Origin of the sequence: Nonomuraea sp. NPDC050153 (assembly GCF_044460125.1) — a bacterium.
Classification (GTDB): Bacteria; Actinomycetota; Actinomycetes; order Streptosporangiales; family Streptosporangiaceae; genus Nonomuraea.
This window is the reverse complement of sequence record NZ_JBITJQ010000003.1, coordinates 679,031-696,227: the sequence shown is the minus strand read 5'-3', so window position 1 is coordinate 696,227 and position 17,197 is coordinate 679,031. Positions and strand designations below refer to the sequence as shown.

The 17,197-nt window shown below is 71.3% G+C and carries 18 protein-coding genes; 10 read left to right on the top strand and 8 right to left on the bottom strand.

Annotated features, from left to right (window positions below):
• Positions 1-24 precede the first annotated feature (24 nt).
• The 3 genes from ACIBQ1_RS11755 (at position 25) to ACIBQ1_RS11745 (ending at position 1,306) form a co-directional block, all read left to right on the top strand.
• The gene (locus tag ACIBQ1_RS11755) at positions 25-240 is read left to right on the top strand and encodes a hypothetical protein (RefSeq protein ID WP_397276647.1); all 216 of its coding nucleotides are present in this window, start codon (positions 25-27) and stop codon (positions 238-240) included.
• A gap of 127 nt (positions 241-367) precedes the next feature.
• Entirely contained in the window at positions 368-988 is a 621-nt protein-coding gene (locus ACIBQ1_RS11750) for a TetR/AcrR family transcriptional regulator (RefSeq protein WP_313043020.1), read from the top strand.
• A gap of 87 nt (positions 989-1,075) precedes the next feature.
• Positions 1,076-1,306: a DUF3107 domain-containing protein gene (locus tag ACIBQ1_RS11745; RefSeq protein ID WP_397276645.1), complete on the top strand. Its 231-nt coding sequence runs from the start codon at positions 1,076-1,078 to the stop codon at positions 1,304-1,306.
• Positions 1,307-1,491: 185 nt separating this feature from the next.
• Here the strand turns inward: ACIBQ1_RS11745 and ACIBQ1_RS11740 are convergent, their stop codons facing one another.
• On the bottom strand, positions 1,492-2,130 hold the full coding sequence (locus ACIBQ1_RS11740) for a ferritin-like fold-containing protein (RefSeq protein ID WP_397276643.1): 639 nt from the start codon (positions 2,128-2,130) through the stop codon (positions 1,492-1,494).
• 350 nt (positions 2,131-2,480) lie between these two features.
• Here ACIBQ1_RS11740 and ACIBQ1_RS11735 point away from each other — a divergent pair, with 350 nt between their 5' ends.
• The 3 genes from ACIBQ1_RS11735 to ACIBQ1_RS11725 all read left to right on the top strand — a co-directional run bounded on the left by ACIBQ1_RS11735 (position 2,481) and on the right by ACIBQ1_RS11725 (position 6,308).
• Positions 2,481-4,304 carry a DEAD/DEAH box helicase gene (locus ACIBQ1_RS11735; protein WP_397276641.1) on the top strand — a complete coding sequence of 608 codons (1,824 nt, stop codon included), beginning with the start codon at positions 2,481-2,483 and terminating at the stop codon, positions 4,302-4,304.
• A 187-nt stretch (positions 4,305-4,491) separates the two neighbouring features.
• Positions 4,492-5,367 carry an alpha/beta fold hydrolase gene (locus ACIBQ1_RS11730; protein ID WP_397276639.1) on the top strand — a complete coding sequence of 292 codons (876 nt, stop codon included), beginning with the start codon at positions 4,492-4,494 and terminating at the stop codon, positions 5,365-5,367.
• A 29-nt stretch (positions 5,368-5,396) separates the two neighbouring features.
• Positions 5,397-6,308: an oxygenase MpaB family protein gene (locus ACIBQ1_RS11725; RefSeq protein WP_397276638.1), complete on the top strand. Its 912-nt coding sequence runs from the start codon at positions 5,397-5,399 to the stop codon at positions 6,306-6,308.
• Here ACIBQ1_RS11725 and ACIBQ1_RS11720 read toward each other — a convergent pair.
• The 4 genes from ACIBQ1_RS11720 to ACIBQ1_RS11705 form a co-directional block, all read right to left on the bottom strand.
• Positions 6,259-7,443, bottom strand: a complete 1,185-nt coding sequence (locus ACIBQ1_RS11720) for an MFS transporter (RefSeq protein ID WP_397276636.1) — start codon at positions 7,441-7,443, stop codon at positions 6,259-6,261. The genes ACIBQ1_RS11725 and ACIBQ1_RS11720 overlap by 50 nt on opposite strands.
• 150 nt (positions 7,444-7,593) lie before the next feature.
• Positions 7,594-8,499: a RecB family exonuclease gene (locus tag ACIBQ1_RS11715; RefSeq protein WP_397276634.1), complete on the bottom strand. Its 906-nt coding sequence runs from the start codon at positions 8,497-8,499 to the stop codon at positions 7,594-7,596.
• Positions 8,500-8,502: 3 nt separating this feature from the next.
• Positions 8,503-9,213, bottom strand: a complete 711-nt coding sequence (locus tag ACIBQ1_RS11710) for an MBL fold metallo-hydrolase (RefSeq protein ID WP_397276633.1) — start codon at positions 9,211-9,213, stop codon at positions 8,503-8,505.
• A gap of 54 nt (positions 9,214-9,267) precedes the next feature.
• On the bottom strand, positions 9,268-9,894 hold the full coding sequence (locus ACIBQ1_RS11705; RefSeq protein WP_397276631.1) for a DUF6758 family protein: 627 nt from the start codon (positions 9,892-9,894) through the stop codon (positions 9,268-9,270).
• 74 nt (positions 9,895-9,968) lie between these two features.
• Here ACIBQ1_RS11705 and ACIBQ1_RS11700 point away from each other — a divergent pair, with 74 nt between their 5' ends.
• On the top strand, positions 9,969-10,364 hold the full coding sequence (locus tag ACIBQ1_RS11700) for an NUDIX hydrolase (protein ID WP_397276629.1): 396 nt from the start codon (positions 9,969-9,971) through the stop codon (positions 10,362-10,364).
• 62 nt (positions 10,365-10,426) lie between these two features.
• Here ACIBQ1_RS11700 and ACIBQ1_RS11695 read toward each other — a convergent pair whose 3' ends face one another.
• Complete coding sequence (locus ACIBQ1_RS11695; protein ID WP_397276627.1) at positions 10,427-13,204, bottom strand: hypothetical protein; 2,778 nt, start codon at positions 13,202-13,204, stop codon at positions 10,427-10,429.
• A 306-nt stretch (positions 13,205-13,510) separates the two neighbouring features.
• On the bottom strand, positions 13,511-14,494 hold the full coding sequence (locus tag ACIBQ1_RS11690) for a lysostaphin resistance A-like protein (protein WP_397276626.1): 984 nt from the start codon (positions 14,492-14,494) through the stop codon (positions 13,511-13,513).
• A 100-nt stretch (positions 14,495-14,594) separates the two neighbouring features.
• Between ACIBQ1_RS11690 and ACIBQ1_RS11685 the strand changes: the two genes are divergently transcribed.
• Both ACIBQ1_RS11685 and ACIBQ1_RS11680 read left to right on the top strand, forming a co-directional pair.
• Positions 14,595-15,305, top strand: coding sequence for a hypothetical protein (locus tag ACIBQ1_RS11685; protein ID WP_397276624.1), 711 nt, complete (start codon positions 14,595-14,597; stop codon positions 15,303-15,305).
• Complete coding sequence (locus ACIBQ1_RS11680) at positions 15,302-15,844, top strand: DUF6529 family protein (protein ID WP_397276623.1); 543 nt, start codon at positions 15,302-15,304, stop codon at positions 15,842-15,844. Before ACIBQ1_RS11685 ends, ACIBQ1_RS11680 begins: the two co-directional genes overlap by 4 nt.
• Here the strand turns inward: ACIBQ1_RS11680 and ACIBQ1_RS11675 are convergent.
• On the bottom strand, positions 15,834-16,766 hold the full coding sequence (locus ACIBQ1_RS11675) for a CoA ester lyase (RefSeq protein ID WP_355369722.1): 933 nt from the start codon (positions 16,764-16,766) through the stop codon (positions 15,834-15,836). The two genes, ACIBQ1_RS11680 and ACIBQ1_RS11675, sit on opposite strands and share 11 nt — an antisense overlap.
• A 49-nt stretch (positions 16,767-16,815) precedes the next feature.
• On the opposite strand from ACIBQ1_RS11675, the gene ACIBQ1_RS11670 reads away from it, so the two are divergent.
• Entirely contained in the window at positions 16,816-17,184 is a 369-nt protein-coding gene (locus tag ACIBQ1_RS11670) for a hypothetical protein (protein ID WP_397276621.1), read from the top strand.
• Positions 17,185-17,197: the final 13 nt, after the last annotated feature.

The following is a 17,197-nucleotide window of genomic DNA, read 5'->3' as shown; positions in this document are numbered from 1 at the left end:
CCACACCAAGAGGGGGACCAGAAGATGTCGGAGATGGACATACGCGGGGACGAGCTCTCCTACGGCCAGGATGAGGCAGAGCTGTCGATCGAGACGCCCGAGGCGGATGCCGCGGAGCAGCATTTCGAGATCCGCCAGAGTGCCGGGAGGCCGCGCAGCGAGCTGCCGCTCGACGTCGATCCCGCCGACGCCGCCGACCAGGACCGCGTGGTGGATCTCGACGACGACGAATATCGCTGAGCACGGCTCCGCGACGGCTCCAGGGCGGCCGGGCATCGCCTCACTCGGTGAGGCAATGAACAAGTCGCCTACCCGCACGTAGGATGTCCGCACAGCCCAGCCCGCTGAGAGACCTATGGAGACCCGCGTGACCGCAACCCCGGACGCTAAGCCCCGGGGCACCCGGCTGCCCCGACTCGCCCGCCGCCGGCAGCTGTTGAGCGCCGCGCAGGAAGTGTTCGTGGAGAACGGCTATCACGCGGCCGCCATGGACGAGATCGCCGATCGTGCGGGGGTCAGCAAGCCGGTGCTCTACCAGCACTTCCCCGGCAAGCTGGAGCTCTATCTGGCGCTGCTCGACCTCCACGTCGACGACATGGTCAACCGCTGCCGGGAGGCGCTGGCCTCCACCCACGAGAACAAACTCCGCGTGCAGGCCACCTTCAGCGCGTTCTTCGACTTCGTCTCCACGCAGGGCGAGGCGTTCCGGCTGGTGTTCGAGTCCGACCTGCGCAACGTCGCGCCGGTGCGGCAGCGCGTGGAGCGCTCGCTGCAGGAGTGCGCGGAGATGGTCAGCGTGCTCATCCAGGAGGACACCGGGTGCACCAGCGACGAGGCGCACCTGCTCGGCGTGGGGCTGGTCGGCATGGCCGAGGTGAGCGCCCGCTACTGGGTGACCCAGCACGGCTCGATCCCGAAGGACGCGGCCGAGCAACTGATGGCCCGACTGGCCTGGCGCGGCATCAGCGGTTTTCCGCGTACGGCATAACCCGTTCGCTGGGCGCGATCATTTGCGCTTTTCACGGCCGCGAGCCGCCACGATGGGAGTGAGCCAGCCCGTCGACTAGGGAGCCACATGGAAATCAAGATCGGCGTACGCTCCGTACACCGCGAGCTCGTCGTCGAGACCGACCTCTCCGCCGAGCAGGTCGAAGAAGAGATCAGAAACGCGTTGTCGGTCGATCGTGGCGTGTTCGCCCTGACCGACGTGAAGGGCCGGCGGGTGGTGGTGCCGGTGGCCTCGCTCGGTTTCATCGAGATCGGCGAGGACGAGTCCCGGCCAGTCGGCTTCGGCGGCACCCTCTAGACGCTCCTGACCCAGGGGTACGGCCCGCCCGCCGTACCCCTCCCGGGTCGTGCACGCCGTCCCGGTGCTCGGAGTCGCGAGAGCGCACCCCCGATCCCGCTCAGCGCCTCACCACCCCCGCCGACCCGACGCCCCCAGAGCCCGCCCCTGTGTCCCGGGGGGTGAGTGCCCGCGGCGCCGGGGGGTTAGAGGCCCATGGCGGCCATGCGTTTGTTGTGGGCTTCCGTCAATGTCGAGAAGAGCCGGGAAATGTCGGTGGCGCCCTCCCCCGACACCAGCAGCAGCGCCAGCTCGGGCCGGGCCGAGGCCACCTGCTGCCCCTGGCTCAGCGCCTCGCCGACGAGCCGCCGGGCCCACAGGGCCAGCCGTCCGGCGGTGGCGGGTGAGGCTTCGATCCCGGCCCTGACCCGCTCGACCGCGAACTGCGAGCGCCCCTCGTCCACCAGCACCTCGTCCACCAGCTTGGCGATCGAGGGGTCGAGGTGCCTGGCCGCCTCGCGATAGAAGTCGAGCGCGATGCCGTCCCCGACGTACGTCTTGACCAGCGCCTGCAGCCAGTCGGCCGGCCTGGTCTGCGTGTGCCAGGCGTCCAGCGCGTCGACGAACGGCGACATCGCCTCGTCAGGATCGGCCACGAGCTCGGCCAGCCGGTCGCGTAGCATGCGGAAGTGGGCGTATTCGGTAACGGCCAGCTCACTCAGCGCCGCGCGGTCGGCCAGCGTGGGCGCCAGCGTGGCGGCGTCCTCCGTCATCCGCGCGTACGCGCTGAGCTCCGCATAGGCGAGCACACCGAGCAGATCGACCACTCCTGGAGACTCCTTCATGGAAGGCAGCGTACTTCGATGAATCTTCGGGAACATACGCAAGCTCGGCCAGCGTTGTGGTATCGAGTACACTGCTCTGTGAAAGTGCGACCGCACTGTGTAAATTCGGGGGTTTCCCCCGACTACCCCCACTTCCGGGTGCGCGGTCGCTGATGACGCGAGAGGGCTGGCTCTACCGCGAGGACCCACGCAACGGGGGCTGTTTCATGCCCGTCGGTCCCGGCAGGCCCGCCTTCATTTGAGAACTGAGGCAGGCCACGCTGACGACTTTCCGAGACCTCGGAGTCACACCTGAGATCGCCGATGCCCTTGAGACCGAGGGCATCGTCACACCGTTCCCCATCCAAGAGATGGCTCTCCCGCTCGCCCTGAGCGGCCAGGACCTCATCGGTCAGGCGCGCACGGGCACGGGCAAGACGTACGCGTTCGGCATCGCCATGCTGCAGAGCATCGGCAAGCCACGCAAAAACCGCAAGAAGCCCCGCGGGCTCGTCGTCGTGCCGACCCGCGAGCTGGCCGTGCAGGTCAGCGAAGACCTCGTCACCGCCGCCGGCAAGCTCGGATCCCGGGTTCTGACCGTCTACGGCGGGCGCGCGTACGAGCCGCAGATCGAGGCGCTCAAGGCCGGTGTCGACGTCATCGTCGGCACTCCCGGACGTCTGCTCGACCTGGTCAAGCAGAAGCACCTCGACCTGAGCCAGATCACCACCCTCGTGCTCGACGAGGCCGACCGCATGCTCGACCTGGGCTTCCTGCCCGACGTAGAGCGGATCTTCAACCTGATCCCCGGTCAGCGGCAGACGATGCTGTTCTCGGCGACCATGCCGGGCGAGATCGTCACGCTGTCCCGGAAATACCTCAACCGTCCGACCCACGTACGCGCCGAGCACGAGACCGGCGAGGGCGAGACCACTCCGCAGGTCCGCCAGCTCGTGTGGCGCGCGCACCGGATGGACAAGATCGAGATCCTCGGGCGGCTGCTGCAGGCCGAGGGCCGCGGGCTCACGATGGTCTTCTGCGAGACCAAGCGGGCCTGCGACATGGTCGCCGAACAGCTCGACACGCGCGGCTTCGCCGTCGCGGCCGTGCACGGCGACCTCGGCCAGGGCCAGCGCGAGCAGGCGCTGCGCGCCTTCCGCAACGGCAAGATCGACGTGCTGGTGGCCACCGACGTGGCGGCCCGCGGCATCGACATCGACGACGTCACCCACGTGGTCAACTACGACTGCCCCACGGACGACAAGACGTACGTGCACCGCATCGGCCGCACCGGCCGGGCCGGGCGCACGGGCATCTCGGTCACGTTCGTGGAGTGGGAGGAGCTGACCCGCTGGAAGATGATCAACCAGATGCTCGGGCTCGAGTTCGCCGAGCCCGAGGAGACCTACTCCACCTCACCGCACGTCTACTCCGAGCTGAACATCCCCGAGGGCACCAAGGGCGTCCTGCCGCACGCGAGCCGTTCGCGTGCGGGGCTGTCCGCGGAGCGCATCGAGGATCTCGGGGAGACCGGCAGGGTTCGCGGTCGTGGCGCCCGTCGCCGCGACGAGCGTGAGGAGCGCCGCGAGGAGCGCCCTGCCCGTACGCCGCGCCAGCGCCGTCGCACCCGTGGCGGCAGGGAACTGGCGGAGACCGCAGTCGCCGAGACTCCGGAGGTCGAGCTCGTGGATGCCAGGGCGGAGGAGACTCCCGCGATCTTCTCAACGGACGAGATCCAGGCGGCCGCCGAGCCGAAGCGGACCCGTACGCGGAGGGGGGCGGCTTCGACTGCCATCGAGCAGGCGCTCGCCGACGCCCCCGAGGCGCCCGTCAAGGCCACCAGGTCGCGGCGGAGCGTCGCCGCGGCTCCCGAGGCCGACACGGTCGAGGAGGCGCCGGCGAAGAGCACCCGCTCCCGCCGCACCGCCGCCGTCGCGGCCCCGGCGCCCGTCGCCGAGGCCGCACCCGTTCCCGAGCCGGTCGCCGATCCGGCGCCGAGCTTCCTCGCGACGCCGCCTCCGCCGGTGCGCAAGGAGCAGGAGCGGATCGTCCCGCCGAGCCCGTTCTCGGTGATCTTCCAGTCGCCCGACCTGGCTTCGGACGACGACGACATCGCCCCGTCGGCGGCCTCGGAGCGCAAGCAGCAGCGCCGCCAGGCCCGCGGCGGGGGCGGCAACCGCCGCCGCACGGGCTGAGCACCGCCTGAGAGGCGCGCATCCGCATCGGGTGCGCGCCTCTTCGCGTTTGACGCTCACGGCCCTTCTGGGGGGCTCTGAGGGCGCGCTCGGGGGTCTTCCGATTGCGGACGACTCACCGCAAGTCTGCCCAGCGTAATGCCCATAACGGTGTCGAGCCGCTGACCTCTGGGTATTGTTGCCCCACGTGAGTACGCCGCGATTCCTCGATCTGCCTCCTGGCGTCGCACCACAGAAGATCGAAACGCCACAGGGCACGTTCGCGGCCCTGGAGGCCCTCCCGGTCAGTGGTGTGATTGAGCGCTGGCCCGCCCTCCTGATCCCCGGCTTGACAGGCAGCAAAGAGGACTTCCTCGCGGTGCTGATGACCCTGGCCCACTCCGGGCGCCGGGTGGTCGCCGTCGACCTGCGCGGCCAGTACGAGACACCGGGCCCCGACGACCCCGCCGCCTACACCTGTCCCGCGCTCGGCGCCGACGTCGACGCGCTCGCCCAGATCATCGGCGGCGGCGACGCCGTTCACCTGGTCGGCCACTCGTTCGGCGGCCTCGTGGCCAGGGAGGCGGTGATCGACGGGCGCACGAGGTTCGCGTCGTTCACGCTGATGGGGTCCGGGCCCTCGGGCATCGAGGGCAAGCGGGCGGTCAACGGCCGGAAGATCATGGAAGAGGTGCAGGCGTTCGGGCTGGAGCACGTCTGGCACCACCGGCTGGAGCCCGAGGCGCTGTCCAACGACGTGTCCGACGAGATCCTGGCGTTCCTGCGCAGGCGCCTGCTCACCAACTCTCCGACCGGGCTGGCGTGCATGGCCGAGCAGGTGCTGAGCATGCACGACCGCACCGACGAGCTGCGCCAGATCGAGGTGCCCACGCTGGTGCTGTACGGCGAGCACGACGACGGGTGGCCGCCCGAGGAGCAGTCGGAGATGGCGGCCAGTCTCGGGGCCGAGTGCGTGGTCGTGCCCGGCGCCGTCCACTCGCCCGCCGTCGAGGCGCCGGAGACGACTGCGGCGGCGCTGGTGAGGTTCTGGAACGCGGCCGAGAAAACGCTCTTTGGACACTAAGTCCAATGCCATGTAATTCTTTACTTACTATGGCGAACATCGAAGACATCGTCGTCCAGCCCCCGCAGAGCGCGACCTGGCAGGTGCACCTCGACCGGTCGATGTGGGTGGGCGGCGTACGCGGTCTCATGCTGCAGGCGCTGCACCCGCTGGCCATGCGCGGCGTCTGGCAGAACTCCGACTTCCAGGAGGACCCGTTCGGCCGGCTGCGCCGCACGGCGGACTTCGTGGGGCGCGTGACGTTCGGCAGCCCGCAGGAGGCGGACGAGATCGGCAGGCGGGTGCGCGGCATCCACAAGGCGCTGCGCATCCACGATCCCGACACCGGCCGGACCCACCGGGTGGACGACCCCGAGCTGCTGCTGTGGGTGCACTGCGCGGAGGTGTCGTCGTACCTGGAGGTGGCCAGGCGCGGCGGGCTGGGCCTCACCGAGCGCCAGGCCGACCGCTACCTGTACGAGCAGCGCAGGAGCGCCACGTACGTCGGCCTGCACGCCGAGGACGTGCCCGGCTCGTGCGCGGAGATGGACGCCTACTTCAAGCGGGCCCGTCCCAGCCTGCGCGTCACGGAGGAGGCGGCCTCGACCGTGCGGTTCCTCATGTGGCCGAGGCTGCCGCACGAGCTCAGGCTCCTGTCCCCGGGCAAGCCCGCCTACTTCCCGTTCGGCGCGCTGTGTTACTACACGCTGCCGGACTGGGCCAGACGGATGTACCGGGCGCTGCCGGAGGTGCCGCGCGCGACGGTCACGGCCGCGCTGAGGGCGTTCAGGCTGGGCATGAACTCGCTGCCCGAGCCGGTGCACGACCACGCGTTCATGCCGGCCACGAGGGAGATGCTGCGGGCCTCCAGGGAGCGCCTGGGCGCCGCGGGGTACGACGTGAGCAAGGGGCTCAAGGGCCTGACCGACCCCCGCCGGTGGCCGACGGCGCCGGCCGCCTGACCGGCAGGAGCATGCCGGTCACCAGCACGACCGCCGACACGCCGGCCATCGTCCATCCGCTCCCGCCCATGCCCCCGCCGTCGAACAGCACGCCGAGCAGGGTGGACGCGGTCGCGGCGCCCACGTACCTGGACGACTGGAAGAGCCCCACGGCGATCCCGGTCTCGTTCCTGCCGGCGTGCACGAAGACCAGCGAGTTGAGCCCGAACTGGCCGAGCGCCGAGGCCACCCCCAGCAGCGCCGCCGCCACCGGCACCAGCCAGACGGGGCCGACGGCGGGGATCAGGCAGGAGCCGGTGACCAGCAGCGCCGCGCTCGCCACCAGCACGACCCGCATCCCCGCCCGCCTGGCCACCGCCACCGCGACCGGCGTCATGACGATCGCCAGCCCGGACATGGGGAGCACCAGGAGGCCGGCGATGTGCGCGGGCAACCCCGCCGAGCGCTGCGCCCACAGCGGCACCACGAAGAACGCCGAGTAGAACACCACGTTGGCCAGGGCGAACTGGCCACAGGTGGCCAGCAGCCCGGGCCTGAGCCGGGGCAGCAGGGCCTGCTTCGGGCCGTCCACGCGGACCTTGGGCAGCCAGCGCAGCGCCACGATGAGCGCGACCGCCGCGAGCGGGACGTTGACCAGGAAGATCGCCCGCCAGCCCCACAACGACACCAGGAACCCGCCGAGCACCGGACCGGCGGCGGCGCTGGCGGTGAGCACCATGGAGATCGTCGCGATCACGCGCGGCGGCGGCCTCCCGTCCTCGCCCGGCATCGCGGCCTGCACGATCGCCATCCCGGCGGGCATCGTCGCGCAACTCCCGAACGCCTGCAGCAGCCTGATCACGACCAGCGCCGGGTAGGAGGGGGCCAGCGCGGCCAGCACGCCCGTGACGGCCATCGTCACCAGGCCGGCGCAGAACACCAGCCTCGGGCCCAGTCTGTCGGCCAGCGTGCCCATCACGGGCGGGACGACGATGCCGGTCAGGTAGAACCCGGCGGCCAGCCACGTCACGGCGGCGATGCCCACGTGGAACTCGGCCTCGATGTGGGCCAGGGCCACGGCGATCATGGACGAGTTCAGGGGGTTGAACAGCGTGCCCAGCGCCACCGCCGCCGGTAACCGCCCGATAGGTGCCACTTTTCGGTCATAACCACTGTTTTCGCCGGGGAAACTGCGTGTCCCCTGGCAATGCACGTGGAACGGCGCTGCCGTCCACGTCCACGCGGCAGGTGGACGGCAGCGCCCGGGGCGAGCGGTCCCCTCCACCGCTCGCCACGACTGGCGGGGTTACTCGGCGAGGCCGTCCCAGGAGTTGCGGTCGGGGGCGGCCGACCGGCCCTCCGGGCAGTGGCGGCGGAAGTCGCACCAGGAGCAGATCGGGCCGGGGTTCGGCGCGAACAGCTCGTCGACCTCATCCGGCACCGCCGCCGGACCGGCGGACTGGCGCTCTCCCGCGGCGGACCTCCGGGCGGGTGGAGACACGAGCGCGCGGTAGCGCTCGTCGGCCTCCGACGCCTCCGTCGCGACGTCCTCCGCTCGCCGGATGTGGCGGGCCAGCGACTCCTCCGTGTGCCGCCACTCCAGGATCTCGCCGGTCGGCAGGTGGTGGAGCTCGACCGTGCGGCAGGGCGTGCGCATCACCGCGGAGGCCGCGACCGCGTACACGGCCAGGGCGAGGGACGAGCGGGCGTCGTCCGGGGTGAGCGGCCGGCGGCCGGTCTTGTAGTCGACCACGACCAGCTCGTCACCGCGCCGGTCGAGCCGGTCGATGCGGCCGGAGACGGCGATGACCTTGGTACGGGTGGCGACCGTGCGCTCGACGCCCACCGGGTCGTCGCCGGGATCTAAGGTCGCGACGTAGCCGGAGACGAGGTCGCGGGCCCGGCCCAGCCAGTGGGCCGACTGCTCGACGTCCCTGAACCCCTCGGCGATCCACCCGTTCGTGACCAGGATGGCGGCGGTCAGCGGGGTCCTGCGGTCGTACGGCTCCCGCCACCAGCCCGCCAACGCGTTGTGCACGCTCGCCCCGACGCTGTTGTGCGCCCACCCGGGGCCCTTGGACGGCTGCGGCCGGTCAAGGTAGCTGAACCGGTAGCGGCGGCGGCAGTCGAGCCACGCGTTCAACCGCGACGGCGTGCACGAGTAGAGCCGCCGCGGCATCCCGTCCAGCGGAAGCTGTCCCTGAGTTGACAAGCGTCACTCGTCGTCGTCGAGCTTGATCCCGGAGAGCTTGGTGCCGTCGGTGAGAGGGCCGTCGCCCGCGCTCTCCGTACGGGTCAGCGAGCCCGACACCCAGTCGTCGAAGTGCGGCTCTAGGTCGCCGATCGTGACCTCGTCACCGTGGGCGGCCAGCACCCGCGTGTCGGCCGGCAGCGTGAACAGCCGCCCGCCGATCGAGGTCAGCTGGTCGGGCAGGGCGGGATATTCGCCGCCCAGCTTGCCGGGCCCGTCGGCCTGCAGGGCCTTGCCGGTGAAGACGGCCCCGAGCGCCTCGCAGTAGAGCGACACGCCGCCGGGCGAGACGCCGGGCGTCTCCATGACGTCGAGCTGGACGTCGGCCACCTCGAAGATGCCGTCGTCCTCCATGTCGATGTCGGGCCAGGTGTCCCGCCAGGTCTCCCGCCACAGGGGCTTGTCCTTGGGGTGCAGGGCGACCACGGCCTCGTCCCTGCTGGCCACCTCGATGGCGGCCGCGACGTGGTCGGGCAGGCCCGCCGTGCAGATGACGGCCAGGATCTCCCGATCCTCGCCCACCTGTTCCAGGATCTTCTCGGCGTCGCGCGCCGGGTCGATGACGATCGCTTCCTCGTCGTCACCGATGATCCAGGTGTTGTTCTCGACCTTGTGCTCGGTGCCGTCGATGTCGACGACGCCCTCGGTCACCACTCGCTCGATACGCGCTGTCACGCCTCCGAACTCTAGCCCGTCTGCATCAGAGCGCGAATCGGACGCGTAAAGCACTCAGTCCTCGAGCCGGGGAGAGAACGCCCCGAACGGCACGTCCAGCTCGTGATCGCGCACATCCAGCAGCGACAGCTCGGCGAGCACGATCATGCAGCCGGCGTCGGCCGGCCACGCGATGGTCCACAGCCAGTTGCCGAGCGCCTCGCCCGCGTAGACGGCCCGGTCGTCGGCGCCGTCCACGCACCACAGCGCGGTGGGATGCCCGAGCACGCCGATCTTGGCGTTCGGCGGCCCCGAGTCGAACCCCTCGCCCGGGTCGGGGCCGTCCAGCCCCGCGAACGCCGCGCCGAGCCCGATGCCCGGCTCCTCCGCGATGACGAGCAGGTCGGCGGGGCCCTCCGTGAACGACGGCCCCGTGAGCGCGACCACGCTCGCCCGGGCGCCGGTGCGCTCGTCACCGACCTCCGCGAAGCCGGTCACCAGCCAGCCGGCGGGCAGCGGCCACGGCAGCCACACGGGCACCACCGCGCTCTTGCGCATGGCTGCCAGCGCCGTCCCGGTCGGCGGCCATGGAGGTTGATAGGGCAGGACATCACCGTGCGTGTCGCACCGGTACGCGCTCGACCACACACTTGGCCCGTGAAGCGGGCCAAAGCACCGTGGGCAGGTTGGAGCCGCTCTCACAACTACCCACGGTGCTTTCTCCGGCACCGGCCCGTCAAGGCCGCTTCCCGTTGTCTCGTCGTAATGTTGGTCATGTGCGCGTAAATTGTGTCGGCGCGATTATTTTCGACTCCTCTGACCGGCTGCTCCTCATCAAGCGCGGACGTCCGCCGGGCAAGGGGTTGTGGTCCATCCCTGGTGGCCGTCTGGAGCCCGGCGAGACGGACGCCGACGGCGTGCGGCGCGAGGTGCTGGAGGAGACCGGGCTACGCGTGGAGGTGGGCCGCCTGGCGGGCACGGTGGACCGCCCCGGCCTCGGCGGGGACACGTACGTGATCCGCGACTACCTCGCCGGCGTGTCGGGAGGCGTGCCCGTGGCCGGGGACGACGCCGACGAGGTGCGCTGGTGCGGCATGGACGAGCTGGCGCGGCTGCCGCTCGCCGAGGGACTCCTGGAGTCGCTCACCGGCTGGGGCGTGCTGCCCCGCTGAAAGCGGAGCCGCCGGGCGGGCGGCCCCGCCGAAGCGGCGCCGCCCGCCCCACGGGCCGGGTCCTACCTGTTCGAGGTGAGGCTGGAGGTCCAGAGGATCAGGTGGTCGGCGTTGTACGTCGTGGACCGCCCGAGCGCCACGACCTCCGAGCCCGACACGGCCACGGCCGACAACCACTGCGCGCCCTGTCCGGCCAGCCGGTCCTTCGTCAGCGCCATGCGGTTCCAGGACAGCCCGTCCTGCGAGGTCCAGGCCGCGCTGTCGCCCTCTCCCGGTACGCCGTGCCAGCCGACGGCCACCAGCCCCTCGTCCGCCGCGGCCAGGTCGTACACCGCGGCTGCCTGGTCCGTGGGCAGCCAGGCCGTCTGCCAGGTCGTGCCCTCGTCGTCGGAGACCGCCGCGAAGGCACGTCGCGAACCTCCCGACACGGCCGTGCCGACAGCCACCAGCTTGTCCTGATAAGTCGTGATCCGTCGGAGCCCGGCCGACGTTGCGTCCGGCGGGACCACGCGCTTGCGGGCGCTCCAGTTCACGCCGTCGGAGGAGTACCAGACCACGCTGTTCTCCTGGTCGGCCGCTCCGGAGCCGCCCACGGCCACGTAGCCGTCGCCGGTGGCGACGGCGTCGTAGATCCGCACCCCGGAGCCGCCCTGCGGCAGCTTCTTCGACCTGGTGAACTTGCGCAGGTCGGGGGTGAACCACATGGCGGCGCTCGCCGTGCCCATCTGGTCCTTGGCCTCGCCGGCCAGCACGTACCCCTTCTCGCCGGCCGTCACGACGTGGGTCTCCAGGTAGGGGGTGTTCGGGTCGCGGGCCAGGTCGCCGGCGACGTTCACCTTCTTCCAGCTCTCGCCGTCGGCGGAGGTGACGAGGAGGGGGTCGGTGACGGCCACGTTCGTCTCGGTGGCGCCGACGGCCAGCCAGCCGCGCCCGCCGTGCGCCACGTCCTCCAGCGCCTGCTTGCCGGGGCCGCCGAGGCTCATGGACTTCCAGCTCACCCAGTCCCTGATCGTCCACAGGCCGGCGTCACCGGAGGCCGAGCCGACGGCGACGTACCTGCCGGCGAAGCCGGCCAGCGCGTTGGTCTCGCGCGCGATCCTGGTCAGGCCCTCGACCTGGCCGAGCTGGACCCGCGAGGCGCTGCCGCGCGGGGGCGCGGCCATGAGCACGAGCTGGTTGTCGACGTCGGACACCGCCTGGTCGCCGCCGGCGAACAGGGTGCCGCCGTCGCCGATCGTGAACCCGCGCAGCGTCGCGCCCGGCAGGTTGCCGAGGTCGGCCCGTTTGGTCCACGAGCGCCCGTCCGTGCTGGTCAGCACCGAGTAGCGGCCCAGGCCGGCCTGCGTGATCGCCGCGATGCCCGAGGAGGAGGAGATCAACCTCTCCACGCCCGTGCTCTCGCCGCTCAGGCCGCCGATGGAGCCGCACTGCGACCACTGCGCCCCGGTCGGCGAGCAGTAGACGCGCAGGTCACCCGTGAACGTGGGGTAGCGCGTCGGCACCAGCACGAACCTCTTGGGCGACACGGCCACCATCCCGGTGTGCGGCGTGACCTGGGGCAGCTGGAACTCCGTCGCCTGCCAGCCGCGCCCGCCGTCCGCCGACCGGAGCACCCGCGATCCCTCGCCGACCGCGGGGACTCCGATGGCGACGACCGTGTCGCCCTTGGCGACCACCGCCTTGATCTCGCGTACCTCCAGCTCCCGGGTCTCGGCCCGCTCCCAGGTCCGGCCGTCGGCGGAGCGCCAGGCCGCGGGGCCCGTGCCGCCGTCGTCTCCCGTCGTGCGCCCCACGGCCACGAAGCCGGACGCGGTCCTGGCGATGTCGTTGATCTGGTCACCAGGCTTGAACGCGGCCAGCCCCGCCGCCTCCACCGCCGTCCAGCTGAACCCGTCGGCGCTGGTCCACAGACCGCGCTCGCCGGACACGCCGTCGCCGCCGCTGGCCAGCCAGCGCCCGCCGCCGCCGACGACCCGCTGGACCGTGGGGGTGGAGGCGCCGTTCACCTGGCCGAGCTGCCAGGTCTTGCCGCCGTCCGGCGAGAACAGGAAGAGGGGACGCGGGGTCGGGTTCGTCGTGTCGCTGCCGACCGCCACGACCGCGCGGCCCACGGACGTCATGTCGTTGAGCTTCTGGTTCGTGCCCTCGCCCGCGGCCGGCACGGTGAACAGCTCGTCGCCCGAGCGCCCCGTGCCCGCCTCCAGCCGCAGCCCGGGGGCCTCGTCCGTGGTCCACTGCCAGACGAGCACGCCCGCGGCCACCAGGATCGCCACGGCCAGGGTCAGGGCGACGGGGGTGGACCTGTTGCGGCTGCGTACGGGGCTGGACCGGCGCACGGCGGCGGGGGCGGGGCCTCTGTGGTGCCGGCCGCTCGACCCCTGCGGGCGCGCCGTGTCTGTGGCGACGAGGAGGTCCGGCCTCGTGGGGCGGCCCGCCGGCGGTCGTCCGACGCGCCGGACCTCGGGCTCGCCGTCCCCGTCTTCAGGGGTTTCGTCGTACCCGACCGGCTCCTCGGCCTGCTCGGGCTCCTCCTCCTCCGCGGGCGCGGGCGCCTCGGCGCGTTCCGGGACGGGATACACCAGCCGGTACGGCGGCGCAGGCCGGGACGAGCGCCGCTCCTCGGCAGGCGCGGCCTCCGCGTCCGGCCCGGACCGTTCGGGCGCCTCCCGCGGCGGATGGAGCGGGGCGCCCGCGACGAGCTTGTCCGGGCGGCTGACGACGCGGCGGGGGCGGCGGCGCGGCTCCACCTCGGGCTCGGCCGTCGGCGAGCTGTACGGCCGGCGCCCCTTGGGCAGTTCCTGCGGTTCTTCGTCCGGAACGGGGGCGGCGAACGGCGGCATGCCCCAGGGCGAGGTCAGCGGTAAACCCCGGGCCCGATCGTCGGTGGGACCAGGCGGCGAATGGCTGATCCTCGGCTCTTCGGAGGAACGTGATTCTGAGGCGCCCTCGGGACGCGGTTCGTCGTCACCCGTCGGTCGCCGCGGCGGTTCGCTGGGGCCGGAGGCCACGCGCCGTACCTCCTATGGGGGTCGAACTTCGTACGGGTGGAACCAGGACCACTGGTCCGTTCCACAGGACCAGACCAGCATGACTCAGCCGGAATAGCGAGACCTCTCTAGCGAGATTCCCGGCACCCCAGGACCGATTTATTCAGAAATAGTGCTAATTGACCGTTTTTTGGCTAGATACAACACACCAAACGCATACACCCCGAGCTGCACCAGAGTCCCGGACAACGCCTGCCAGGGCACCGGCACCTTCCCCTGGTTCAGCGCGTCCTCCAGATGCCCGGCGGCGGCGGCCTGCCCGAAGGCCAGCAGGTTGTTCAGCACGTGCAGCGAGATCGCCGCCTCCAGCCCCCCGGTACGCACCGCGAGCCAGCCCATGACGACCCCGAAGCCGAACACGTCCACCAGGCCCGCCCACGAATACCCGTGCAACGACATGAACACCGCGGACCCGAGCACGATGGACCAGACCGGGTTCCGCACGTGCGCCCCGACCGCCTGCACGAACCAGCCGCGGAAGATGTACTCCTCGGCGGCCGCCTGGAACGGCACCAGCAGCACGATCACGATGAGCGGGGGCAGGAACACCGACCACCCGGCCCAGCCGAACAGGCCGGCGTCCTCGCCGGAGGCCGACAACGCGAGCGCCTGCACGCCCTGCCCCAGCACCAGGGCCAGCACCGCCAGGCCCGCGCAGCTCAGCATCCAGCGCCAGCGCAGCCGCCCGGCCACCGACGAGAGCGTGCCGGGGCGCCTGCGCTGGACGAACGCCGCGGTCCCGTACACGAGAGGCAGCGCGGGCGCGAGCGCCATCAACACCACGACCAGGGAGAACACCGGATCGCCGAACAGTTGCCCCTCGGCCTGGAGCGGCGCGGGGATCCCGAGGACCATCGACATGACCACGCCGGCCCACACGACCACCACGTTGATCACGACGAACCCGACGGCGACGATCAGCGTTCCCACGATCGCCCGCCACGGCCGGGCGACGGCGTTCCTGGCCAGGTGGTCGTAGCGGGCCCCGCTCGGCGTCGGCAGGAACCAGGACGGCGGCTGATACGGGTAGACCGGCGGCTGCGTGCCGTAGGCGGGCGTTTGGTGCCCTGGATTTTCCTGCATCCATCTATTCTGTCCGCGCGATGCGCAATAGTTCACAGACGGTCCACCTATTTAGGCGGATGCTCGGAGGCGTACGGCATTTCGACCCTGGGAGCAGTCCATGTCAAGGCTGGGACCTGTCATCACCCTCGCGGCGGGAGCAGTGCTCGCCGTGGGGCTGGGTGTCGCCAGCGTAACCGCGACACCGGCGGCCGACGAGGCCGCCAACACCGCCGCGGAGGCACCGTCGGCGGACAAGACCACCGCGGCCCCGTCACGTTCGTCCGAGGCTGAGGCCGAGGCCACGCCCTCGCCGCAGCGGACGGAGCCGAAGAAGATCGCGAAGGCGGACTACGGAGGCTACGTCAAGGGCAACGGCGGCCTCATCGCGATCTCGATCAGAGACGGCAAGGCCGTCGGCTACTTCTGCGACGGCAAGGCCGAGGCCTGGTTCAAGGGCAGCGAGTCCGACGGCGAGCTGCGGCTGACCGGCCTCGGCAGCGCCAAGGTCACCGCCGACCTGGGCGACGGCCGGGCCAAGGGCTCGGTCGCGGTCGGCGGCAGGAAGTGGACCTTCGACGCGGCCACGGTGGTCAAGCCGTCGGGCCTCTACCGCGCCACCGCGCTCGTCCGGGGCGCCAAGCTCCGGGCCGGCTGGATCGTGCTGAAGAGCCCGCAGGGCGGCTACACGCAGGTCGGCGCCGCGTTCGAGGGCGACACGCAGGTGCCGATCCCCCAACTGCCGAGTGACCAGCCCACGGCGCCCGTGACCGTCGGCGACACCACGGTCTACCCGAAGGACGTGGACGGCTTCATCGAGGAGATGCAATGACCGCCATCCAACCGCCGTCCCGCGGCCTGACCCCGCTCCTCGTACCGCTGCTGGCCGGCGGCCTGGCGGCGCTCGCGCTCGGCGTCTACGGGCGCGTGCACACCCCCACCGGGTTCGCCGTGGGCGTGGGCGGGTTCTCCGGCGCGCTGCCGATGAAGGCGTGGCTGACGACGGGGGCGTTCCTGCTCGCGATCGTGCAGGTCGTCTCCGCCATGTCGATGTGGGGCAGGCTCGGGATCGACATCCCGCCCGCCGTGCACCGCTGGTCGGGGCGGATCGCGTTCCTGCTCACGATCCCCGTCGCCTTCCACTGCCTCTACGCCCTGGGCCTGCAGTACGACGTGCCGCGGGTGCTCGCGCACTCGCTGCTCGGCTGCTTCTTCTACGGCGTGTTCACGGCGAAGATGCTGGCCCTGCCCAAGCGCGACGCGCCCGGCTGGACGCTGCCGGTGCTCGGCGGGCTGGCGTTCACCGCGCTGGTCGGGCTCTGGCTGACGTCGTCGTTCTGGTTCTTCACCGCGATCGGGATCAAGGTGTGAAACTCTTCGTACGACTCAGCCCGGCGGCCCGCCCCTTGGCCGCCACGACGAGCGCCATCTTGCGCGAGGCCTCGTCGATCATCTCGTCGCCCAGCATGGCCGCGCCGCGCTTCTCGACCGAGGTGTAGTACTCGTACGCCTCCAAGATGAGCTCGGCGTGGTCATAGTCCTCCTGCGCCGGCGAGAAGACCTCGTTGGCCGCGTCCACCTGGGAGGGATGCAGCACCCACTTGCCGTCGAACCCGAGGGCCGCCGACCTCCTGGCGGCCCGCCTGAAGCCCTCGACGTCCTTGATCTGCAGGTAGGGCCCGTCGATGACCTGCAGGTCGTGCGTCCTGGCCGCCATGAGCAGCCGCATGAGGATGTAGTGGTAGGCGTCGCCCTCGACGTAGCCGGGCGGCTGCTCGCCGACGACGAGCGTACGCATGTTGATCGACGCCATGAAGTCCGCCGGCCCGAAGACCAGCGTCTCCAGGCGCTTGGACGAGCCGGCGATGGCGTCGGCGTTGACCAGGCCCCGGGCGTTCTCGATCTGCGCCTCGATGCCGATGCGGCCCACCTCGTACCCCATGGTCTTCTCGATCTGGGTGAGCAGCGTGTCGAGCCAGACGACCTCGGTCGGGTCCTGCACCTTGGGCAGGATCAGGCAGTCGAGGAACTCCCCCGCCCCCTCGACGACCTCGATCACGTCCCGGTACGTCCACTGCGTCGTGAGGTCGTTGACCCTGACCACGCGCGTCTTGCCGGACCAGTCGCCCTCGCGGAGCGCGGTCACGACGTTCTTGCGCGCCTCCTCCTTGGCCAGCGGCGCGACGGCGTCCTCAAGGTCGAGGAACACCTCGTCGACGGGCAGGGTCTGAGCCTTCTCCAGGAACCTGGGGTTGCTGCCTGGCACGGCGAGCACGGAACGACGTGAGCGCATGCGCACACGCTACTCGGGTGTTCGCCCCGAACGGACTACAGTCGAAGCCGTGAGCGACGACATCGCGGCCATCGAGGAGGGCGCCAAGAAGTCCGGCATCCTCTGGCTCACCCTCGACCGCCCCCGCCTGGCCTGGCACACCTGGCACGACGGCGCGATCTACCTGGTGACGGGCGGCGGGGAGCAGGCGCTGCCCGGCCTCGACGCGCTCGACCGGGTCCACGTCACCCTGCGCAGCAAGGACAACGGCGCCCGACTGGTGGAGTTCGACGCCGCGGTCGCGGTGGTCGACCAGGCCGCGGCGGCCGACGCCGTGGCCGCGCTGGCCAAGGAGCGGCTCAACGCCCCCGACAGCGAGCATCTCACCGAGCGCTGGGCCCGCGACTCCACCGTCGTCCGCCTCACCCCCGCCGCCTGAGACGCTCGACCGC

Bases quoted from the DNA above. Each gene is read 5' to 3' on its own strand.
- ACIBQ1_RS11755 (WP_397276647.1), top strand. From the start codon at position 25: ATGTCGGAGATGGACATACGCGGGGACGAGCTCTCCTACGGCCAGGAT.
- ACIBQ1_RS11745 (WP_397276645.1), top strand. From the start codon at position 1,076: ATGGAAATCAAGATCGGCGTACGCTCCGTACACCGCGAGCTCGTCGTC.
- ACIBQ1_RS11740 (WP_397276643.1), bottom strand. From the start codon at position 2,130: ATGAAGGAGTCTCCAGGAGTGGTCGATCTGCTCGGTGTGCTCGCCTAT.
- ACIBQ1_RS11735 (WP_397276641.1), top strand. From the start codon at position 2,481: ATGGCTCTCCCGCTCGCCCTGAGCGGCCAGGACCTCATCGGTCAGGCG.
- ACIBQ1_RS11725 (WP_397276638.1), top strand. From the start codon at position 5,397: ATGGCGAACATCGAAGACATCGTCGTCCAGCCCCCGCAGAGCGCGACC.
- ACIBQ1_RS11695 (WP_397276627.1), bottom strand. From the start codon at position 13,204: ATGCCGCCGTTCGCCGCCCCCGTTCCGGACGAAGAACCGCAGGAACTG.
- ACIBQ1_RS11690 (WP_397276626.1), bottom strand. From the start codon at position 14,494: ATGCAGGAAAATCCAGGGCACCAAACGCCCGCCTACGGCACGCAGCCG.
- ACIBQ1_RS11685 (WP_397276624.1), top strand. From the start codon at position 14,595: ATGTCAAGGCTGGGACCTGTCATCACCCTCGCGGCGGGAGCAGTGCTC.
- ACIBQ1_RS11680 (WP_397276623.1), top strand. From the start codon at position 15,302: ATGACCGCCATCCAACCGCCGTCCCGCGGCCTGACCCCGCTCCTCGTA.
- ACIBQ1_RS11675 (WP_355369722.1), bottom strand. From the start codon at position 16,766: ATGCGCTCACGTCGTTCCGTGCTCGCCGTGCCAGGCAGCAACCCCAGG.